This is a genomic window from Roseovarius pelagicus, from assembly GCF_025639885.1.
In the GTDB taxonomy this organism is placed as follows: domain Bacteria; phylum Pseudomonadota; class Alphaproteobacteria; order Rhodobacterales; family Rhodobacteraceae; genus Roseovarius; species Roseovarius pelagicus.
The window spans coordinates 3,056,964-3,074,071 of the sequence record NZ_CP106738.1; the positions used below are offsets into that span (position 1 = coordinate 3,056,964).

The window sequence follows — 17,108 nt, forward strand, 5'->3', positions numbered from 1 at the left end:
ACGTCGGATCATTCGATATCCGTATGACCCTGCATACGGTCGATAACCTTTCCATCTCGGATCAGTTCAACCACCACCTTGTAACGTCCGACGGGCCATCCGGTGCCGCGCAGCCTGCGACCCGCGGCACGAAACAGTTGCGCCTGCGGCTTTTTCAGCAACGCGTCGTGATCGAACACAGGCCCTTCGGGGCCGATGATGTCGATACGGACGATGTCCGCCTGTTCCCCGCCAAAGGCATAACCCCACGCGACCAGTGCGGGGGCAGTTGCGGGCAGTTGCGCGCTATGGGCATGACCTGCGCGGATAACCTCAAACTCGGGGACTTCAACGCCCAGACCAACAGCAAGCAGGCCACCGGGCTGATAGGCTGGCGGGTCGATCCAGAGTGTATCGGTCGAGGGGGTGCCACAGGTGATCGCGCCGTCCGGATCAAAGGGATCCACCACTGCGCCATCCTTGCGGACGCTGAGATGCAGATGTGGAAACTGGGTGCGCCCGGACAGGCCGATCTGGCCAAGCGGCGTGCCGCGTTTGACCTGATCACCGGCGCTGACAGTTACCGATCCTTTGGCCATGTGGCAATATTGGGTTTCCCAACCATCGCCGTGGTCGATAACGACGCCGTTGCCGCAGGCGCGCCCCTGTAGCCCTTCGGCCATATCGTCAGTATAAAGACGGTCCGGCATATCATCGCGGATACCGCGCACCGTGCCCGGCGCTGTGGCGATCACGTCGACGCCTGCATGCATATCGACATAGGATATCAGGCCGAAATCCGTACCCTTGTGACCATCGTAACTGAGGTTGCGGCACATGAAATCATGCTGCCCCGGACCGGGATCGTAATCTACGTATTGCTGGATATGACAGTTTTTGCCCAGTTCGCAATCAACAGGCAGACCGAGTTCGAGGCGTTCCGAGGTCAGGCCGGGTGTGGCAATGAGGGCGGCGGCCAGCGCCGCCCAAGCCACGTCACGCATCAGTCGGCTGTCAGCAATGGAGGTTTCTTGCCGGTCAGGCGCGGATGGTCCGGGCCCTCTACCTTGAGGTCGATCTTGCCATCCTTGATGCCAACCTTGACCACACCGCCCTTGGCCAGTTTTCCAAAGAGCAATTCTTCGGCCAGCGGCTTCTTGATATGCTCCTGAATCACGCGGCCCAGCGGGCGTGCGCCCATCTTGTCATCGTAGCCTTTTTCGGCCAGCCATTCTGCGGCGGGTTTGGTTAGCTCGATCGTGACATTGCGATCCATCAGCTGCGCTTCGAGTTGCAGCACGAATTTTTCGACCACTTGCAGGATGACGTCCTTGCCCAGCCGTGCAAAGCTAATCACCGCGTCCAGACGGTTGCGGAATTCCGGCGTGAAGGTGCGTTCGATGGCGGCGGTATCCTCGCCCTCGCGACGATCACGGCCAAAGCCGATGGCCGATTTCGCCTGCTCGGCAGCGCCTGCATTGGATGTCATGATCAACACCACGTTGCGGAAATCAACAGTGCGCCCATTATGATCGGTGAGCGAGCCGTGATCCATAACCTGAAGCAGGATGTTGAATACATCCGGGTGCGCCTTTTCAATCTCGTCCAGCAAAAGCACACAATGAGGATGCTGATCGACGCCATCGGTCAAGAGCCCGCCCTGATCAAACCCGACATAGCCCGGAGGCGCGCCGATCAGGCGGCTTACTGCGTGTTTTTCCATGTATTCGGACATGTCAAAGCGCAACAATTCGACCCCGAGCGTATCAGCCAACTGCTTGGCAACCTCCGTCTTGCCAACGCCCGTGGGACCGGCAAAGAGATAGTTACCAATGGGTTTTTCCGGCTCGCGCAAACCTGCGCGCGATAGTTTGATCGCAGAGGATAGCGCTTCAATCGCTGCGTTCTGTCCGAACACAACGCGCTTTAGCGATGCTTCGAGATCGCGCAGAACCTGCGCGTCGTCCTTGCTGACGTTCTTGGGCGGTATGCGCGCAATTTTGGCCACGACCGCCTCGATCTCCTTGGCGCCAATGGATTTGCGGCGTTTCGAGGCCGCGACCAGATGCTGTGCTGCGCCTGCCTCGTCGATCACGTCAATTGCCTTGTCGGGCAGCTTGCGATCATTGATATAGCGCGAACTCAGCTCGACAGCGGATTTGATCGCGTCATTGGTATATTTGACGCTGTGATGTTCTTCGAAATATGGCTTCAGCCCCTTGAGGATTTTTACCGCATCCTCGACCGAGGGTTCGACCACGTCGATTTTCTGGAACCGGCGGGCAAGCGCGCGATCCTTTTCAAAATGCTGGCGGAATTCCTTGAACGTGGTGGACCCCATGCAACGCAGTTTGCCACCCTGCAGCGCGGGTTTCAGCAGGTTGGATGCGTCCATTGCGCCACCCGAGGTGGCCCCGGCACCTATCACGGTATGAATTTCGTCGATGAAAAGGACTGCGTCAGGATGGCTTTCCAGTTCGGTCACGACGGCCTTGAGCCGTTCCTCGAAATCGCCGCGATAGCGTGTACCGGCCAACAAAGCGCCCATATCGAGCGAAAAGATCGTTGTGCGGGCCAGCACTTCGGGTGTTTCGCCCGAGACGATCTTGCGCGCGAGTCCCTCGGCGATGGCGGTCTTGCCAACGCCGGGGTCACCGACCAGCAGGGGGTTATTTTTGCGGCGGCGGCAGAGTACCTGAATGCACCGCTCGACTTCGCTATCGCGACCGATCAGCGGATCCACATCGCCTTGGCGTGATTTCTCATTCAGATCGACACAGTATTTTGCCAGCGCAGATTCGCCCGCCTCGACGGCATCGCTGTCCATCTTGGCATTCTGTTCTTCTTCGTCTGCGCCAGAGACTGACCGGGCCTCGCCGAATGCGGGGTCCTTGGCGACGCCGTGGGCGATAAAGTTGACCGCATCATAGCGGGTCATTTCCTGCTCTTGCAGGAAGTAGGCGGCGTTGCTCTCGCGTTCGGCAAAGATGGCAACCAGCACGTTGGCACCGGTCACTTCGGTGCGACCCGACGACTGGACGTGGATCGCGGCGCGCTGGATGACGCGCTGGAAGGCGGCGGTAGGCACCGCTTCGGATCCTTCGATGTCGGTCACGAGGTTCGACAGATCGTCGTCGATGAAATCTACCAGTGTGGTGCGCAACTCCTCCGTCTCGACGCTGCATGCTTTCATAACGCGGGCCGCGTCGGGTTCGTCGATCAGAGCCAGCAGAAGATGTTCCAGCGTGGCGAACTCGTGCTGACGGGCATTGGCTAACGCCAGTGCCGCGTGAATGGACTGTTCTAGTGTTGTCGAGAATGAAGGCACGTCTGGTGCTCCTTCTTTTTCCGGCCCGGCGATTTGCCTGCGACCATGGCCTGATAACATTAAAGTTTGGTCGATACCGTCTCAGCTTCAAGGCTTTTCTGTCTGTTTCCGATCACTTTTGCTGGATTTTTCTGTGTCGTGCTGAATTTGACTCAGATTTCAGAAGCGATCCTTGCGGGTTCGGATCTCGGCAAAGACGTCCGCGTCGGAGGCATCGAGCATCCCAAGTCCGGCCCGGATGGCCGGATCTGAGGGGCGTAAAAAGGGGTTGGTGGCCAATTCTTCGGCCAAGTTGGAAGGAACGGTCGGCCGTCCCGCATCATGGGCAGCGGTAACGGCGGCTGCACGAGATATAAGTGCGGGATTGTCGGGGTCAATGCTGAGCGCGAACTTTGCGTTGGCGTGGGTGTATTCGTGGCCGGAGTAAATAGTCGTGTCGGCAGGGAGTGCTGCCAGTTTGCTCAGGCTGTTCCACATCTGATGAAACGTTCCCTCGAATACGCGCCCGCATCCCAGCGCCATAAGACTGTCGGCGGTAAAAGCCGCCTGCGCGTTGGGGATATGCATCGCGATATGACCAACGGTGTGACCTGAGACATCCATTACCTCACAGTCATGCCCGCCGAAAGTGAACGTATCGCCATCGTTCACCGTCAGATCGAGCGGCGGCAGGCGATGCGCATCTGCGGCTGCGCCGATCACCTTTGCCGGGTGTGATGCAAGCAAGTCGGGCAGGTCCTGTACGTGATCGGCATGGTGATGGGTCAGCAGTACATGGCTCAATGTCCAGCCTCGATCCGCCAGTGCGGTCTTGATCGGGCCGGCTTCGGGTACGTCAACCACCATCGTGTCGCCGCTATCCGCATCATGGGCGATGAATGCGTAATTGTCGGCAAGGCAGGGGATGGTCAGAATTTCGAGAGGCATATGAGGTATCCGGGTCTATTGGCGGTTTTACCGCGATTGGGTTCGCGTTAACATCAGAGTGACGGAACAGGGACCGGTCTGCAATGCATCTCGACGTGCAGGAACTTCGTAATTTCTATTACCGCAGCGCATTGGGACGCGCGGCACAGAAAACCGTGCGCGAGCAACTGTTGGAATTCTGGCCTGAGGCCAAGGGTCAGACGGTCGTGGGGTTTGGCTTTGCCGTGCCGTTTCTGCGGCCCTATCTGGCAGATGCCCGGCGCGTGATCGCGCTGATGCCCGCACCGCAGGGCGTAATCGGCTGGCCTCAGGGTATGCCGAATGTCAGCGTGCTGTGCGACGAAACGCATTGGCCACTGGAAACCGGACATGTGGACAAGCTGCTGGTGATTCACGCGCTGGAGGCCAGTGACCGGCCATCGGAACTGCTGGAGGAATGCTGGCGCGTGCTGGGGCCGGGCGGATCGGCGATGTTTGTGGTGCCCAACCGTGCGGGCCTGTGGTCTCGCAGTGACGTCACGCCGTTTGGGTCTGGTCGCCCCTATTCGCAGACCCAGCTGGAGGCACAGCTGAAAGGGCACAATTTTCTTCCCGAGCGACATATCACGACGCTCTATCAGCCGCCCAGTGCGCGCCGGTTCTGGCGCAAGACCGCCGGCATGTGGGAACGGATGGGCGGCTCGCTATCTATTATTGCAGCGGGCGGAGTATTGATGGTGGAGGCCACCAAGCGGGTACAGGCCCCCAGTGGGCGGCGACTAAAGGCAACCGTGCGCAAGCCGCTGGAAGTGCTGAAACCCGCAGCCAAGCCGGAGGTGAAACCGGTATAGCCGGGCCATCTGGTTCAGGGTGGTCTGCTCAAGGGGCAGTTGCATCTGGTGCTGTGACGTTGGTTGCTGTGATGTGTTTGGGCAGTCGTCGCTGCAAGCATTCGAATCCCCCTCCACTGTGGCGCGTCGAACCGGGTGGAGGTGCATTGAGAAAGGAAGCGATCGGCAGCGATGCGTGTGGTAGCGATAACAGTTCGCCTCGATTAATACGCCGCGTGGATGCAGGAATCGGGAAATGCCGACAAAAACATGAGTTTTTGTGTCTGAAAATATGGTTCAAACGGTCGCATGTTTGTTAAGTTATTGATAATTAACGATTAACAACCTTCTTACTTCTCCGTATAGCAACTTGCCCGCGAATGAAGGCTCTGCTAGACCCACGCCGGATTACAGTGATATGAGTGCTCTGGTGCTTGCAAACGCCCCCGGAGACGCAAACCATGCGTCGGATACCGGGGCCTAACTGTCGGAAGGGTGGACGTGTCCGAACCAGCTTCGATTTCCTCTGGTATTGCCGAGCGTTATGCGACGGCGATTTTTGAGCTCTCTCAGGAGACCAAGAAACTCTCTGATCTTGAGGCCGGTGTCGATGACCTGGCTGCCGCAATGGATGACAGCGCCGATCTGCGCGAAGTCATTTCCAGCCCGGTGATCAGCCGCGATGATCAAGGCAAAGCCATTGCCGCCGTCGCAAAGAAGATGAAACTGTCTGCAGCACTGGCGCAGGGACTGGGCGTAATGGCTGAAAAGCGTCGCCTGTTCGTGTTGCCACAGCTGATCGCGCAATTGCGCGCGCTCATAGCAGACCAAAAGGGCGAGATTTCCGCCGACGTCACCAGCGCCAAGGCGCTGACCAAGACACAAAGTGACAAACTGGCCAAGACGCTGAAGGCGCGCGTCGGCAAGGATGTTAAAATCAATGCGACCGTTGATGAAAGCCTCATTGGCGGTCTTATCGTAAAGGTGGGCTCGAAGATGATCGACACGTCGATCCGATCCAAGCTCTCTTCCCTCCAGAATTCAATGAAAGAGGTCGGATAAATGGGTATCCAAGCGGCAGAGATTTCTGCAATCCTGAAGGACCAGATCAAGAACTTCGGGCAAGAAGCCGAAGTTTCCGAAGTTGGTCGGGTTCTGTCCGTCGGTGACGGTATCGCCCGTGTGCACGGTCTGGACAATGTGCAGGCCGGCGAGCTGGTCGAATTTCCCGGCTCGATCATGGGCATGGCCCTGAACCTCGAAGCTGACAACGTCGGCGTCGTGATCTTTGGTTCGGACCGTGACATTAAAGAAGGCGACACCGTCAAGCGGACCAAGTCGATCGTGGACGTGCCAATCGGCGACGGCCTGCTGGGTCGTGTTGTTGATGGTCTGGGTAACCCACTGGACGGCAAGGGCCCGATTGAAAGCACGACGCGCGGTTTGGCCGACGTTAAGGCACCGGGCATCATTCCGCGTAAATCGGTACACGAACCCATGGCAACCGGCCTGAAGGCCGTGGACAGCATGATCCCCGTTGGCCGTGGCCAGCGCGAGCTTATCATTGGCGACCGTCAGACCGGCAAGACCGCGATCGCGCTCGACACGATGCTGAACCAGAAATCGATTAATGACGCCGCTGGCGACGACGAGATCGAAGAAACTCTACTGCGTTTACGTTGCGGTTGGCCAAAAGCGGTCGACTGTTGCGCAGTTGGTGAAGAAGCTGGAAGAAAACGGCGCGATGGAATACTCCATCATCGTCGCGGCCACCGCGTCCGATCCCGCACCGATGCAGTTCCTTGCGCCTTATTCGGCGACCGCGATGGCAGAGCATTTCCGCGACAACGGCCGTCACGCCCTGATCGTGTATGATGACCTGTCCAAACAGGCCGTCGCCTATCGCCAGATGTCGCTGCTGCTGCGTCGTCCGCCCGGACGTGAAGCCTATCCTGGTGACGTTTTCTATCTGCACTCTCGCCTGCTGGAACGTTCGGCCAAGCTGAACGAAGACAATGGCGGCGGTTCGCTGACGGCTCTGCCGATCATCGAAACCCAAGGTGGTGACGTTTCGGCGTTTATTCCGACCAATGTGATTTCGATCACTGACGGTCAGATCTTCCTTGAAACCGATCTGTTCTTCCAAGGTATCCGCCCGGCTGTGAACACAGGTCTGTCGGTGTCTCGTGTGGGCTCGTCCGCTCAGACCAACGCGATGAAATCCGTCGCGGGCCCGGTTAAGCTGGAGCTGGCGCAGTATCGCGAGATGGCCGCCTTTGCTCAGTTCGGTTCCGATCTGGACGCCGCAACCCAGCAGTTGCTGAACCGTGGTGCGCGTCTGACCGAGCTGATGAAGCAACCGCAATATTCGCCGCTGACCAACGCAGAAATCGTTTGCGTGATTTATGCCGGTACCAAAGGGTATCTGGACAAGATCAAGGTCAATGAGGTCGGTCGCTTTGAAGCTGGCCTGCTGAAGCACCTGCGCGGCAAGCACGCGGCACTGTTGGACATGATCACCAAGGAAGACCCGAAGATCAAAGGGGACGCCGAGGAAAAGATCAAAGCAGCGCTGGACGAATACGCCGCTGATTTCGCTTAAGGGAAAGGACAAGGGCACATGCCAAGTCTCAAGGACCTTAAAAGCCGGATCGAGTCGGTCAAATCGACCCGCAAGATCACCAAGGCCATGCAAATGGTTGCCGCGGCGAAACTGCGCCGCGCGCAGGAAGCTGCCGAAATGGCCCGTCCCTATACCGAGCGTTTCAACGCCGTTATGGGGCGGCTGTCGGCTGCGGTTGGCGATAATGAAAGCGCGCCCAAGCTGCTGGCTGGTACGGGTAAGCAAGAAACCTATCTGCTGATCGTGATGACCGCCGAACGCGGTCTTTGCGGTGGCTTCAACGCCAACATCGCCAAGCTGGCCAAGCAAGAGGCGAGCGATTTGCTGGCCAAAGGCAAGACAGTCAAGATCATCACGGTCGGCAAAAAGGGCCGTGACGCGATGAAGCGTGATTTTGGGAAGTATTTCGTGCATCACGTCGATTTCAGCGAAGTGAAACGCGTAAGCTACGGCGACGCACAAATCGTGGCAGCCGAAGTGCTCGACCGGTTTGATGCCGGCGAGTTCGACGTGGCGAAAATCTTCTTCTCACGCTTCGAGAACGTCGTCTCTCAGCACCCTACGGTGCAACAGATCATTCCGGCGGATTTCGATGCGCCAGAAGAGAGCGATGGTGGCACGTTCTACGATTACGAGCCCGACGAGCAGGCGATCCTTGCTGATCTTCTGCCGCGTGGCGTCGCGACCGCAATCTTTAGCGCATTGCTGGAGAATGGCGCGTCCGAGCAAGGTGCGCGTATGTCCGCAATGGACAACGCGACCCGCAACGCAGGCGAGATGATCGACAAGCTGACCATTCAGTACAACCGCTCGCGTCAGGCTGTGATCACGAACGAGCTGATTGAAATTATTTCGGGCGCGGAAGCGCTCTAAAGAACCGGAGACGAAACATGGCAAACGCAAAAGGCAAAATCACGCAGGTGATCGGCGCCGTGGTCGACGTTCAGTTCGGCGACCACCTGCCCGAGATTCTGAACGCGCTGAACACCGAGAACAACGGCAAGAAGCTGGTTCTCGAAGTGGCACAGCACTTGGGCGAAAACACTGTACGTACCATCGCGATGGACGCCACCGAAGGCCTCGTTCGCGGTCAGGAAGTGACAGACACCGATGGTCCGATCACTGTGCCCGTCGGCAACGCGACGCTGGGCCGTATCCTGAACGTCGTGGGCGAGCCCGTGGACGAAGGTGGCCCCGTCGCCGCAACTGAAACCCGCTCGATCCACCAGGACGCGCCGACCTTTGCCGAACAGGCAACCAGCTCGGACATCCTTGTGACCGGGATCAAGGTCGTCGACCTGCTGGCTCCTTATGCCAAGGGTGGTAAAATTGGCCTCTTCGGCGGTGCCGGTGTGGGCAAGACGGTTCTGATCATGGAACTGATCAATAACATCGCCAAGGTTCACTCGGGTTTCTCGGTTTTTGCCGGTGTTGGCGAGCGGACGCGTGAAGGGAACGACCTCTATCACGAGATGATCGAATCCAACGTCATCAACCCCGATGATCTGGAGAAATCGCAGGTGGCACTGGTTTACGGCCAGATGAACGAGCCTCCGGGAGCGCGGATGCGTGTTGCTCTGACTGGCCTGACATTGGCCGAGCAGTTCCGCGACCAGTCCGGGACCGACGTTCTGTTCTTCGTTGACAACATCTTCCGCTTTACACAAGCGGGCTCCGAGGTGTCGGCGCTTCTGGGTCGTATCCCGTCTGCTGTGGGTTATCAGCCGACACTGGCGACCGACATGGGCGCGATGCAGGAGCGCATCACCTCGACCAAGGCCGGTTCGATCACGTCCGTGCAGGCCGTTTACGTCCCTGCGGATGACCTTACCGACCCTGCGCCTGCAACGTCGTTTGCGCACCTTGACGCCACAACCGTTCTGTCGCGTGCGATCTCTGAGCTGGGTATTTACCCTGCTGTTGACCCGCTCGATTCAACGTCGCGTCTGATGGACCCCGCCGTTGTTGGCGAGGAGCACTATCAGGTTGCACGTGACGTTCAGGGTATCTTGCAACGTTACAAATCCTTGCAGGACATCATCGCCATTCTCGGTATGGACGAACTGAGCGAAGAGGACAAATTGACCGTGGCCCGCGCCCGGAAAATTCAACGCTTCCTGTCGCAACCTTTCGACGTCGCGAAAGTGTTCACCGGTTCGGATGGTGTGCAGGTTCCTCTGGAAGAAACCATCGCATCGTTCAAAGCCGTGGTTGCCGGTGAATACGATCACCTGCCCGAAGGCGCGTTTTACATGGTTGGCGGCATTGACGAAGTCAAAGCCAAAGCCGAGCGTATGGCAGCCGACGCCGCATAAGCAAGTGGTGGGCTGAAAGCCCATCCTACGGCAACGATCCAGATGTAGGGTGGGCTTTCAGCCCACCTTCCATCGCAAGAGGAGGCCAAGATGGCTGATAAAGTGCAATTCGATCTGGTGTCGCCCGAGCGTTTGCTGGCGTCCGTCGAAGCAACCGAGGTGCAAATCCCCGGTGCCGAAGGCGACATGACCGCGATGGCCGACCACGCCCCGCTGATCACCACACTGCGCCCCGGTATCGTGCGCGTAACGGGTGGCGATGGCGCTGGCGAATATATCGTGACTGGCGGCTTTGCTGAAATCAACGCAACCGGCGTGTCGGTTCTGGCCGAGCGTGCTGTGGCGCGTGCGGACGTTACGCAAGAAGACTATGATGTCATGGTCAGTGCTGCCAAGGCCGCGCTGAAAAAGGCCGAAGATACATTTGTGAACGAACCCGGTCCGGTCGACGATGCTGCCAAACTGCTGGCGGATATGGTCGCTCTGGGTGATGAGATCGGTCTATCGGCGAGCTTCTCGGCGTAAACCGACTTGCCTTGACGACTAGAGGGGCCTGCTGACGAGCGGGCCCTTTTCGTTGGTGGCCTGATGCGTTGCACAGTCGGGACGAAACTTCGGATCAAGGTGCCGTTACGATTGCATTTTCCGTCCCGGCATCACATTTTTGCCGAATTGGGCGGCTAGACCTCGCCCCGAGGGTAGCAGTGAAGACATAATGAAGCGATTTGACAACAAGCTGATTGGGATCGATCAGGGCGAGATAGTCCTGTTTTCAGATTATGAGAGTGACGGCGATATGTGGGTTGGCGAGGGTGATCGCACGCGCCTACATACGATCCGGTTCACCGAGCGGTTTCGCACGCCGCCGGTCGTGCATTGCGCTCTGTCGATGTGGGACATCGACAGCGGTACGAATGCCCGTATCGAAGTCAGCGCCGAAAATATTGCCGAAGAGGGATTCGAAGTCGTGTTTCGCACTTGGGCGGATACCCATGTCGCACGCGCGCGCGTGCGCTGGATGGCAATCGGCGAATTGCATCACGACGACGACTGGGAGCTTTACTGACGTCAGGCAGGGCAGGCTGAAGCCCGGCATTCGAACGGTCAGTTTCCGAACTGTCCCTCGTAAACTGGCTCCAGTGTCGGTGTGTCAAAGAGTGACGAAACCGATGTGCCGTTCCAGATATTCAGAATTGCCTGCGCAAAAACCGGCGCGGTGGGTATAATGCGGATGTTTGACGTCGCGCGCACGGCGTCGGTGGGCGCGATGGTGTCGGTGATGACCATGCTTTTCAGCACGGAATTGGTGATCCGTTCCACGGCCGGGCCGGACATAACCCCGTGCGTGGTGTAGGCGTGTACCTCTGACGCACCGTTTTCCAGCAACACTTCGGCGGCTTTGCAAAGCGTACCGGCGGTGTCACACATGTCATCGACGATGATACATTTTTTGCCCGTAACGTCGCCGATCACGGTCATTTCCGCCACTTCGCCCGCTTTCTCGCGGCGTTTGTCCACAATGCTAAGTGGCGCAGAGATCCGTTTGGCCAATTCACGGGCGCGGGCCACGCCGCCGACGTCAGGTGAGACGATCATCACGTCGTCGAGGCTACCTTTGAACTGCTTCATGATATCGAGGGCAAAAACCGGAGACGCATAGAGGTTATCAACCGGAATATCAAAGAATCCCTGAATCTGCGCTGCGTGCAGGTCCATCGTCAGTACACGTTCGATACCTGCCTCGACGATCATGTTCGCCACCAGCTTGGCCGAGATCGGCGTGCGTGCCTTGGACCGGCGATCCTGTCGTGCGTAGCCGAAATACGGGATCACCGCAGTGATCCGCTGGGCCGAGGAACGGCGCAGCGCATCGGCCATGATCAGGAGTTCCATCAGGTTGTCATTGGCCGGATTCGAGGTCGGCTGAATGATGAACATATCCTCGCCGCGCACATTCTCGAACACCTCGACGAAAATCTCGCCATCGTTGAACCGCTCAACTCTTGCATCGACCAGTCCGACATTCACCCCCCGATGCATCGACATGCGCCGCGCGATGGCCGTGGCGAGCGGCATGTTGGCATTGCCCGAAATCAGCTTCGGTTCTGGTGTGGCTGGCATGTGAGGTGTCCCCGTGCGGTGGCTGAATGACAGATTCGTGACGTTGACACCGCTTAGCATGCGCGTAGGGTCTGGCAAAGCAGCACAGCCGTGGAAGGAGCCGGAAAATGGCCCATATTGACTACTTTTTCTCTACGATTTCTCCGTTTACCTATCTGACGGGCACCGCTTTGGCAGAAATAGCCGAGCGCAATGGCGCCAGTGTAACCTATAAGCCGCTGGATATCATGGCGCTGTTTTCGCGCACCGGGGGCACACCGCCCAAGGATCGGCACCCATCGCGGCAGGCCTATCGGTTGCAGGACATGGAGCGGCGCGCCCGGCGGCTGGACAAGCCACTGAACCTGAAACCGGCGCACTGGCCGACAAATTCGGCGCCTTCCTCCTATGCGATCATTGCGGCCCAGAACGCGGGTGGGGGTGATCTCGCGGGGCTGGTGCATGCGTTCGGTCGTGCTGTCTGGGCAGAGGAACGCGATATCGCTGCGGATGACGTGGTGCGTGATTGCCTGACTTCTGCGGGTTTCGACGCTGGACTGGCCGATAGCGGGTTGCTCGAAGGGGCGGACACCTACGCCACGAACCTTGAGAGCGCGGTCAAAGAAGGAGCGTTCGGCGCACCGTTTTACATCGTGGACAGCGGCCAGTGTTTCTGGGGGCAGGATCGGCTGGAGGATCTGGATCTGCATCTGGCTGGCAAACTCTAGACGATGCCGCGCGGGCAAAAGGGCGGTTTTGACGTTTTTTGGACAACCTATGGGCAGGGACCGCGTCAGGCGGTTCTGATCCATTGTGCCCTCGCGCAATCGGCTGTCTGGGGTGGCATGGCGCGACATCTGTCCGGCGCGTTGACGATGACCGCGTTTGACATGCCTGGACACGGTCGCAGTGGGGCGTTGACGGCTACGCACGGCGAATATCAGGCCCTTACGGCTGGGATCGCTGCGGATTTTGCCCAGAACGGCCCTGTGGATGCGATCGGTCATTCCTTTGGCGCGACTGCTGCATTGCGAATGGCGGTTCTCTGGCCCGAGCGGGTTCGATCGCTGGTCCTGATAGAGCCGGTGTTCTTTGCCGCTGCGTATCGCGCCTATCCCGATGTCGGTCAGGCTCATCAGGCTTTGGAAGCCGAGATAAACACGGCGTTGTCTCAAGGGGATCTCAGGTATGCAGCAAAGTGCTTTCTGGCGATCTGGGGCAATGGTGTCTCGTGGGAGGATCTGGAAGAGGCGCAGCGTGTGGAATTGTCGGGGCAAATGGCGCTGATCGAAGCGACGCATCCCGCGCTCTACGAGGATGTGGGTGGGATGCTGGAGCCGGGTGTACTGGAGGGCCTGAATATACCGGTGCTGCTGATCGAAGGTAGTAAATCCCCAGCGATCATCGAGGCGATAAACGAAGTGCTCGCCTCACGGCTGCCCAATGCCAAGCGATCAATGATCGTTGGAGCGGGCCATATGGCCCCGCTCAGCCATCCAAGCCAGATCAGCACCGAAATTCTGCGGTTTTTGCGGCGCGCCGAGACCTAGACGGTTCCGCAAGGCAGGGTGAACCAAGGTCGCAAGAAAACGTGCTGTGTATGGCATCGGACAAATTGAAATGTGTTCGATTTCCTCGTGAGCAAATCGTCATATGCAATCTTGGGTTGATCGAAGTTTGACGAAATATTCTGAAAGAGCGACGCCTTACGCGGCGTCGAAGTTAGCTAGAGCGCTAACAAGATTGCGAAGGGTCTGAGTAGATGGGTGGTACGCCAGTTTCGTTGGCGGGTGATCCAGACAGCACAGCGACAATGCCTTGGGCGCTGGAAAAAGGGCATGAAACCCGAGCTGCTGCTGTTTCAGTTCTTCAACGTATGACAGGACGGCGAGATCAAATCAGAGATGAACGTGGCCGACGCGCTAGAACCACGGCATCTGGTTGTTGACTTCAAAGGCACCTACGCGTCCGTGGGCGGTGCCCCGCCTCCACTGCACGGTTCGAACCCGATTGCGGATAAGGGTCCGTATTTCCCAAAAAGTCTGCCCTTTGCCATGTCGATTATTTTGCCGCTGACAGCATCAATCGCCCATTTTCGTAACTCGCGGCAGGACCTGTGGGGTGAAACCAAGAATGATGGCCGGGGAAAACATGAATACAGACCGGAATTCTCTAAAAAATAGCAGAAGCTATGAACGCTTCCGAACCGGACAAGGAGGGCATCGAGATCGTCACACTGATTTCGGACCGCAATAAATGACAGGTGATGAAGCGGTAAGAGGGGTGCGAAGCTCTCTTTGGTCTGATGTGGTTATGTATCAAGGACGGCCGCGTTCAATGCGGCGCTTGCTTTGCGCGCAGGGTCGCGGCGAAAGTTGCAGGTCTCAAGGATGTGACCGACTACCGGGACAATACGTTTCCCGTTGTGTTGACCATAGTAGAGTTGGCACACCCTGACCGGATCAGTGAAAACGATGGGGGCATGTCGCAGCAAGCCCATTGGACCAATTAGTTACGCGATCGGTAGCCCTGCGGATATCACTCCTTGAGCAATGCCAAGAAGGTGTCGATCTGGTCGCGGGAAATGGACCAGTCGCAGACCAACCTCATTTTTATGGGCTCTTCCGGGTCGCCATCAAGCGCCCCCCAGAGGCCGTAAACCGCGCCTGCGGCATGCAATCGTTTATGGGTCTTGCGGGGCAGGGTGGCAAAGATCATGTTGGCCTGCGGTTCTGCCACAAACGTTAGTTCGGGCACATCGCGCAACCCCGCGGCCAGATATGCCGCATTGGCATTGGCGGCCCTAGCAGCCTCTTGCCAAGCGTCGTCTTGCAGATAGCCCTGCATCTGTGCCGACAGATAGCGGTGCTTTGAGAACAGATGCGCACCTCGCTTGCGGCGCAGCTCGAACTCCCACGCGTGGGCGGGGTCAAAGAATATCACGGCCTCGACACCGGCGCAGCCGTTTTTGGTGCCACCAAAGCTGAGCGCGTGAATCCCTGCCTTCCATGTCATTTCGGCAGGCGAACAGCCGAGCGCGACCAGAGCGTTGGAAAAGCGCGCACCGTCCATGAAACACGGCAAGTCGTAATCGGCGGCTACTTGTGTCAACGCGCGCAGTTCGTCCAACGTATAGACACGACCCATCTCGGTCACTTGCGTCAGCGCAATCGGGCCGCGCTGCGAGGCATGCACGTCCCCTTTGGGCCAGTCTTCAATGGCGGTGCGCAACTGATCGGGCGTCATCTTGTCATCGTCGCCGACAAGCGTCAGCTTGGCGCCGCCGGTGTAGAATTCGGGTGCGTGACATTCATCCCGGTGGATATGGGCGAGTGGAGAGCAGAACACTGTCTGCCACGGTTGGGTCAGCGTCGCCAACGTCAGCGCGTTGGCTGCGGTGCCGGTGGCGGCCAGATAAATCGCGGCTTCGGGGGCCTCGAACATATCGCGCAGGCGGCTGCGAACCTCGTCCATGATCGCGTCATCGCCATAGGGGACGGCATGCCCTGTATCGGCGGCGATTAGCGCGGCGCGCACGGATGGATGCATCGGGCCTGCGTTGTCAGAGGCAAAAAACATCAGGTCGGTTCCTCGATTATGTGATCTTCCCAGTCGTCCTCGTCGATCTCGAACTCGGGGACTGTACGGCTTTGCATTGACACTCCGGCGGCATGAACCGTTTCGGGATCACCCGAAATCAGGGGGTGCCAGTCAAATAGTGGCTTGCCCTGCCAGAGCAGTTTGTACGCGCAGGTATCGGGCATCCAATATAGGTTCGCGTCCATATTGGCGGGCTTTAGCACGATGCATTCGGGTACGAACTGGTGGCGGATCGGGTATTGGGCACAGCGGCATGTGGTGTCGTCAAACAGGCGGCACGCCACGCGGGTCAGCGCAACTTCGCCGGTGTCTTCGTCTTCCAGTTTGTTCATGCAGCATTTACCGCAGCCGTCGCAGAGTGCCTCCCATTCGGCGCGTGTCATGCGCTGGAGCGATACCGTTTCCCAGAAACGCGGGCGCAATGCGGTCATAGCCCCGCCAAAATCGTGCGGGCGCGCAGGCAATCGGCATCCATTTGCGCGATGAAAGTATCCAGCCCGTCAAATGTCTCTTCGGGACGAAGGTAATCCACCAGTGCGACCGACAGATCGGTGCCATAGAGGTCGCCCGAGAAATCAAAAAGGTAGGTTTCGAGGTTTGGGATCTCTCCGCCAAACATCGGTCGGACACCAAGAGAGGCCGCGCCGTGATATTGCCCCTGATGTGGACCATCCAGCACGTCAACCAGCACGGCATAGACACCAAAGCGTGGTTGATGCAGCCCTTCGATGGACATGTTCGCGGTGGGATATCCCAGCTCGCGCCCGCGTTGCTCGCCACCCACAACAGTCCCTTCGATCCGGTGCCAGTGCCCCAGCATCGCTGCTGCGTCACGCGGGCGCCCATCAGTCAGGGCTTGACGGACCGCGGTCGAACTGACTTCGCCCTTTTCGCCCGCTAGCAGGCGGGCGATGCTGACGCCAAAGCCCATCTCGGCGCCGAACCGTTCCAGATCGGCCGCGTTACCCGCCCGCCCTTTGCCAAAGCAGAAATCGGCACCGACAACGACGTGACGCAGACCCAGCCCCTCGGCGAGCACGTCTCGGGCAAAGGATTCAGGCGGAAGCGCCGATAGGGCTGCGTTAAAATTCAGTTCATAGAGCCGTTCCACCCCCAGCTTGTGCAGTCGGTGGGCGCGGGCCGTGCGGCCCATGAGTCGAAAGGGTGGGGCGTCCGGGGCGAAATACTCACGAGGGTGCGGCTCGAACGTCAGCACGCCCAGAGGCGCGCCGATTTTCTCGCCTGCCGCGCGGGCGATGTCGATCACCGACTGGTGGCCGATATGCACACCGTCAAAGTTGCCGATAGCCACGCTGGCGCCTCGGTCGGATCGGTCCACATAGGTATAATCGCGGATTATTCGCATTGCGCAGGGGTAGCGCGCGGCGATGAGCGGTGCAAGCGTCGATGGCGGTGTGGAACGGTGA

At 58.5% G+C, this 17,108-nt stretch carries 16 protein-coding genes and 1 pseudogene; 10 read left to right on the top strand and 7 right to left on the bottom strand.

From position 1 onward, the window contains the following. Positions 1-8 precede the first annotated feature (8 nt). The 3 genes from N7U68_RS16130 to gloB all read right to left on the bottom strand — a co-directional run bounded on the left by N7U68_RS16130 (position 9) and on the right by gloB (position 4,234). Positions 9-983 (bottom strand): M23 family metallopeptidase, encoded by a 975-nt coding sequence (locus N7U68_RS16130; protein WP_263047474.1) that lies wholly within the window; start codon positions 981-983, stop codon positions 9-11. Continuing rightward, positions 983-3,307: an ATP-dependent Clp protease ATP-binding subunit ClpA gene (gene clpA / locus N7U68_RS16135; RefSeq protein WP_263047475.1), complete on the bottom strand. Its 2,325-nt coding sequence runs from the start codon at positions 3,305-3,307 to the stop codon at positions 983-985. The genes N7U68_RS16130 and clpA overlap by 1 nt, the downstream gene beginning before the upstream one ends. A 159-nt stretch (positions 3,308-3,466) precedes the next feature. Further along, positions 3,467-4,234, bottom strand: coding sequence for a hydroxyacylglutathione hydrolase (gene gloB, locus N7U68_RS16140; RefSeq protein ID WP_263047476.1), 768 nt, complete (start codon positions 4,232-4,234; stop codon positions 3,467-3,469). An 83-nt stretch (positions 4,235-4,317) separates the two neighbouring features. Between gloB and N7U68_RS16145 the strand changes: the two genes are divergently transcribed. The 7 genes and pseudogenes from N7U68_RS16145 to N7U68_RS16175 all read left to right on the top strand — a co-directional run bounded on the left by N7U68_RS16145 (position 4,318) and on the right by N7U68_RS16175 (position 11,047). Continuing rightward, positions 4,318-5,064 (top strand): class I SAM-dependent methyltransferase, encoded by a 747-nt coding sequence (locus tag N7U68_RS16145; RefSeq protein WP_165193911.1) that lies wholly within the window; start codon positions 4,318-4,320, stop codon positions 5,062-5,064. 474 nt (positions 5,065-5,538) lie between these two features. After that, complete coding sequence (locus N7U68_RS16150) at positions 5,539-6,105, top strand: F0F1 ATP synthase subunit delta (protein WP_165193909.1); 567 nt, start codon at positions 5,539-5,541, stop codon at positions 6,103-6,105. Next, positions 6,106-7,645 (top strand): annotated as a pseudogene (atpA, locus tag N7U68_RS16155) (F0F1 ATP synthase subunit alpha). It abuts the gene before it with no gap. Positions 7,646-7,663: 18 nt separating this feature from the next. After that, positions 7,664-8,539, top strand: a complete 876-nt coding sequence (locus N7U68_RS16160; protein ID WP_165193906.1) for a F0F1 ATP synthase subunit gamma — start codon at positions 7,664-7,666, stop codon at positions 8,537-8,539. Positions 8,540-8,556: 17 nt separating this feature from the next. Further along, entirely contained in the window at positions 8,557-9,981 is a 1,425-nt protein-coding gene (gene atpD / locus N7U68_RS16165; protein ID WP_165193904.1) for a F0F1 ATP synthase subunit beta, read from the top strand. A 90-nt stretch (positions 9,982-10,071) separates the two neighbouring features. Then, positions 10,072-10,506 (top strand): F0F1 ATP synthase subunit epsilon, encoded by a 435-nt coding sequence (locus N7U68_RS16170; RefSeq protein WP_165193902.1) that lies wholly within the window; start codon positions 10,072-10,074, stop codon positions 10,504-10,506. 190 nt (positions 10,507-10,696) lie between these two features. Then, positions 10,697-11,047, top strand: a complete 351-nt coding sequence (locus N7U68_RS16175) for an H-type lectin domain-containing protein (protein WP_165193901.1) — start codon at positions 10,697-10,699, stop codon at positions 11,045-11,047. Between the two features lie 38 nt (positions 11,048-11,085). Here N7U68_RS16175 and N7U68_RS16180 read toward each other — a convergent pair whose 3' ends face one another. Then, entirely contained in the window at positions 11,086-12,102 is a 1,017-nt protein-coding gene (locus N7U68_RS16180) for a ribose-phosphate pyrophosphokinase (protein ID WP_165193899.1), read from the bottom strand. A 107-nt stretch (positions 12,103-12,209) separates the two neighbouring features. On the opposite strand from N7U68_RS16180, the gene N7U68_RS16185 reads away from it, so the two are divergent. The 3 genes from N7U68_RS16185 (at position 12,210) to N7U68_RS16195 (ending at position 14,264) form a co-directional block, all read left to right on the top strand. Beyond that, positions 12,210-12,809, top strand: coding sequence for a 2-hydroxychromene-2-carboxylate isomerase (locus N7U68_RS16185; RefSeq protein WP_165193898.1), 600 nt, complete (start codon positions 12,210-12,212; stop codon positions 12,807-12,809). A gap of 3 nt (positions 12,810-12,812) precedes the next feature. Further along, positions 12,813-13,631 carry an alpha/beta fold hydrolase gene (locus N7U68_RS16190; protein WP_165193896.1) on the top strand — a complete coding sequence of 273 codons (819 nt, stop codon included), beginning with the start codon at positions 12,813-12,815 and terminating at the stop codon, positions 13,629-13,631. A gap of 360 nt (positions 13,632-13,991) precedes the next feature. Further along, a complete protein-coding gene (locus tag N7U68_RS16195) occupies positions 13,992-14,264 on the top strand; it encodes a hypothetical protein (protein WP_165193895.1) in 273 nt (90 codons plus the stop codon). Between the two features lie 355 nt (positions 14,265-14,619). On the opposite strand, the gene N7U68_RS16200 is transcribed toward N7U68_RS16195, so the two are convergent. The 3 genes from N7U68_RS16200 to N7U68_RS16210 are packed head-to-tail and all read right to left on the bottom strand — an operon-like array spanning position 14,620 to position 17,047. After that, positions 14,620-15,660: a threonine aldolase family protein gene (locus N7U68_RS16200; RefSeq protein WP_263047477.1), complete on the bottom strand. Its 1,041-nt coding sequence runs from the start codon at positions 15,658-15,660 to the stop codon at positions 14,620-14,622. Next, positions 15,660-16,112 carry a YcgN family cysteine cluster protein gene (locus N7U68_RS16205; protein WP_263047478.1) on the bottom strand — a complete coding sequence of 151 codons (453 nt, stop codon included), beginning with the start codon at positions 16,110-16,112 and terminating at the stop codon, positions 15,660-15,662. Before N7U68_RS16205 ends, N7U68_RS16200 begins: the two co-directional genes overlap by 1 nt. Then, a complete protein-coding gene (locus tag N7U68_RS16210; RefSeq protein WP_263047479.1) occupies positions 16,109-17,047 on the bottom strand; it encodes a bifunctional riboflavin kinase/FAD synthetase in 939 nt (312 codons plus the stop codon). Before N7U68_RS16210 ends, N7U68_RS16205 begins: the two co-directional genes overlap by 4 nt. Between the last annotated feature and the right edge of the window lie 61 nt (positions 17,048-17,108).

Coding starts and splice junctions, on each gene's coding strand:
- N7U68_RS16130 (WP_263047474.1), bottom strand. CDS start 983: ATGCGTGACGTGGCTTGGGCGGCGCTGGCCGCCGCCCTCATTGCCACA.
- gloB (WP_263047476.1), bottom strand. CDS start 4,234: ATGCCTCTCGAAATTCTGACCATCCCCTGCCTTGCCGACAATTACGCA.
- N7U68_RS16145 (WP_165193911.1), top strand. CDS start 4,318: ATGCATCTCGACGTGCAGGAACTTCGTAATTTCTATTACCGCAGCGCA.
- N7U68_RS16160 (WP_165193906.1), top strand. CDS start 7,664: ATGCCAAGTCTCAAGGACCTTAAAAGCCGGATCGAGTCGGTCAAATCG.
- atpD (WP_165193904.1), top strand. CDS start 8,557: ATGGCAAACGCAAAAGGCAAAATCACGCAGGTGATCGGCGCCGTGGTC.
- N7U68_RS16170 (WP_165193902.1), top strand. CDS start 10,072: ATGGCTGATAAAGTGCAATTCGATCTGGTGTCGCCCGAGCGTTTGCTG.
- N7U68_RS16175 (WP_165193901.1), top strand. CDS start 10,697: ATGAAGCGATTTGACAACAAGCTGATTGGGATCGATCAGGGCGAGATA.
- N7U68_RS16180 (WP_165193899.1), bottom strand. CDS start 12,102: ATGCCAGCCACACCAGAACCGAAGCTGATTTCGGGCAATGCCAACATG.
- N7U68_RS16185 (WP_165193898.1), top strand. CDS start 12,210: ATGGCCCATATTGACTACTTTTTCTCTACGATTTCTCCGTTTACCTAT.
- N7U68_RS16190 (WP_165193896.1), top strand. CDS start 12,813: ATGCCGCGCGGGCAAAAGGGCGGTTTTGACGTTTTTTGGACAACCTAT.
- N7U68_RS16200 (WP_263047477.1), bottom strand. CDS start 15,660: ATGTTTTTTGCCTCTGACAACGCAGGCCCGATGCATCCATCCGTGCGC.
- N7U68_RS16205 (WP_263047478.1), bottom strand. CDS start 16,112: ATGACCGCATTGCGCCCGCGTTTCTGGGAAACGGTATCGCTCCAGCGC.
- N7U68_RS16210 (WP_263047479.1), bottom strand. CDS start 17,047: ATGCGAATAATCCGCGATTATACCTATGTGGACCGATCCGACCGAGGC.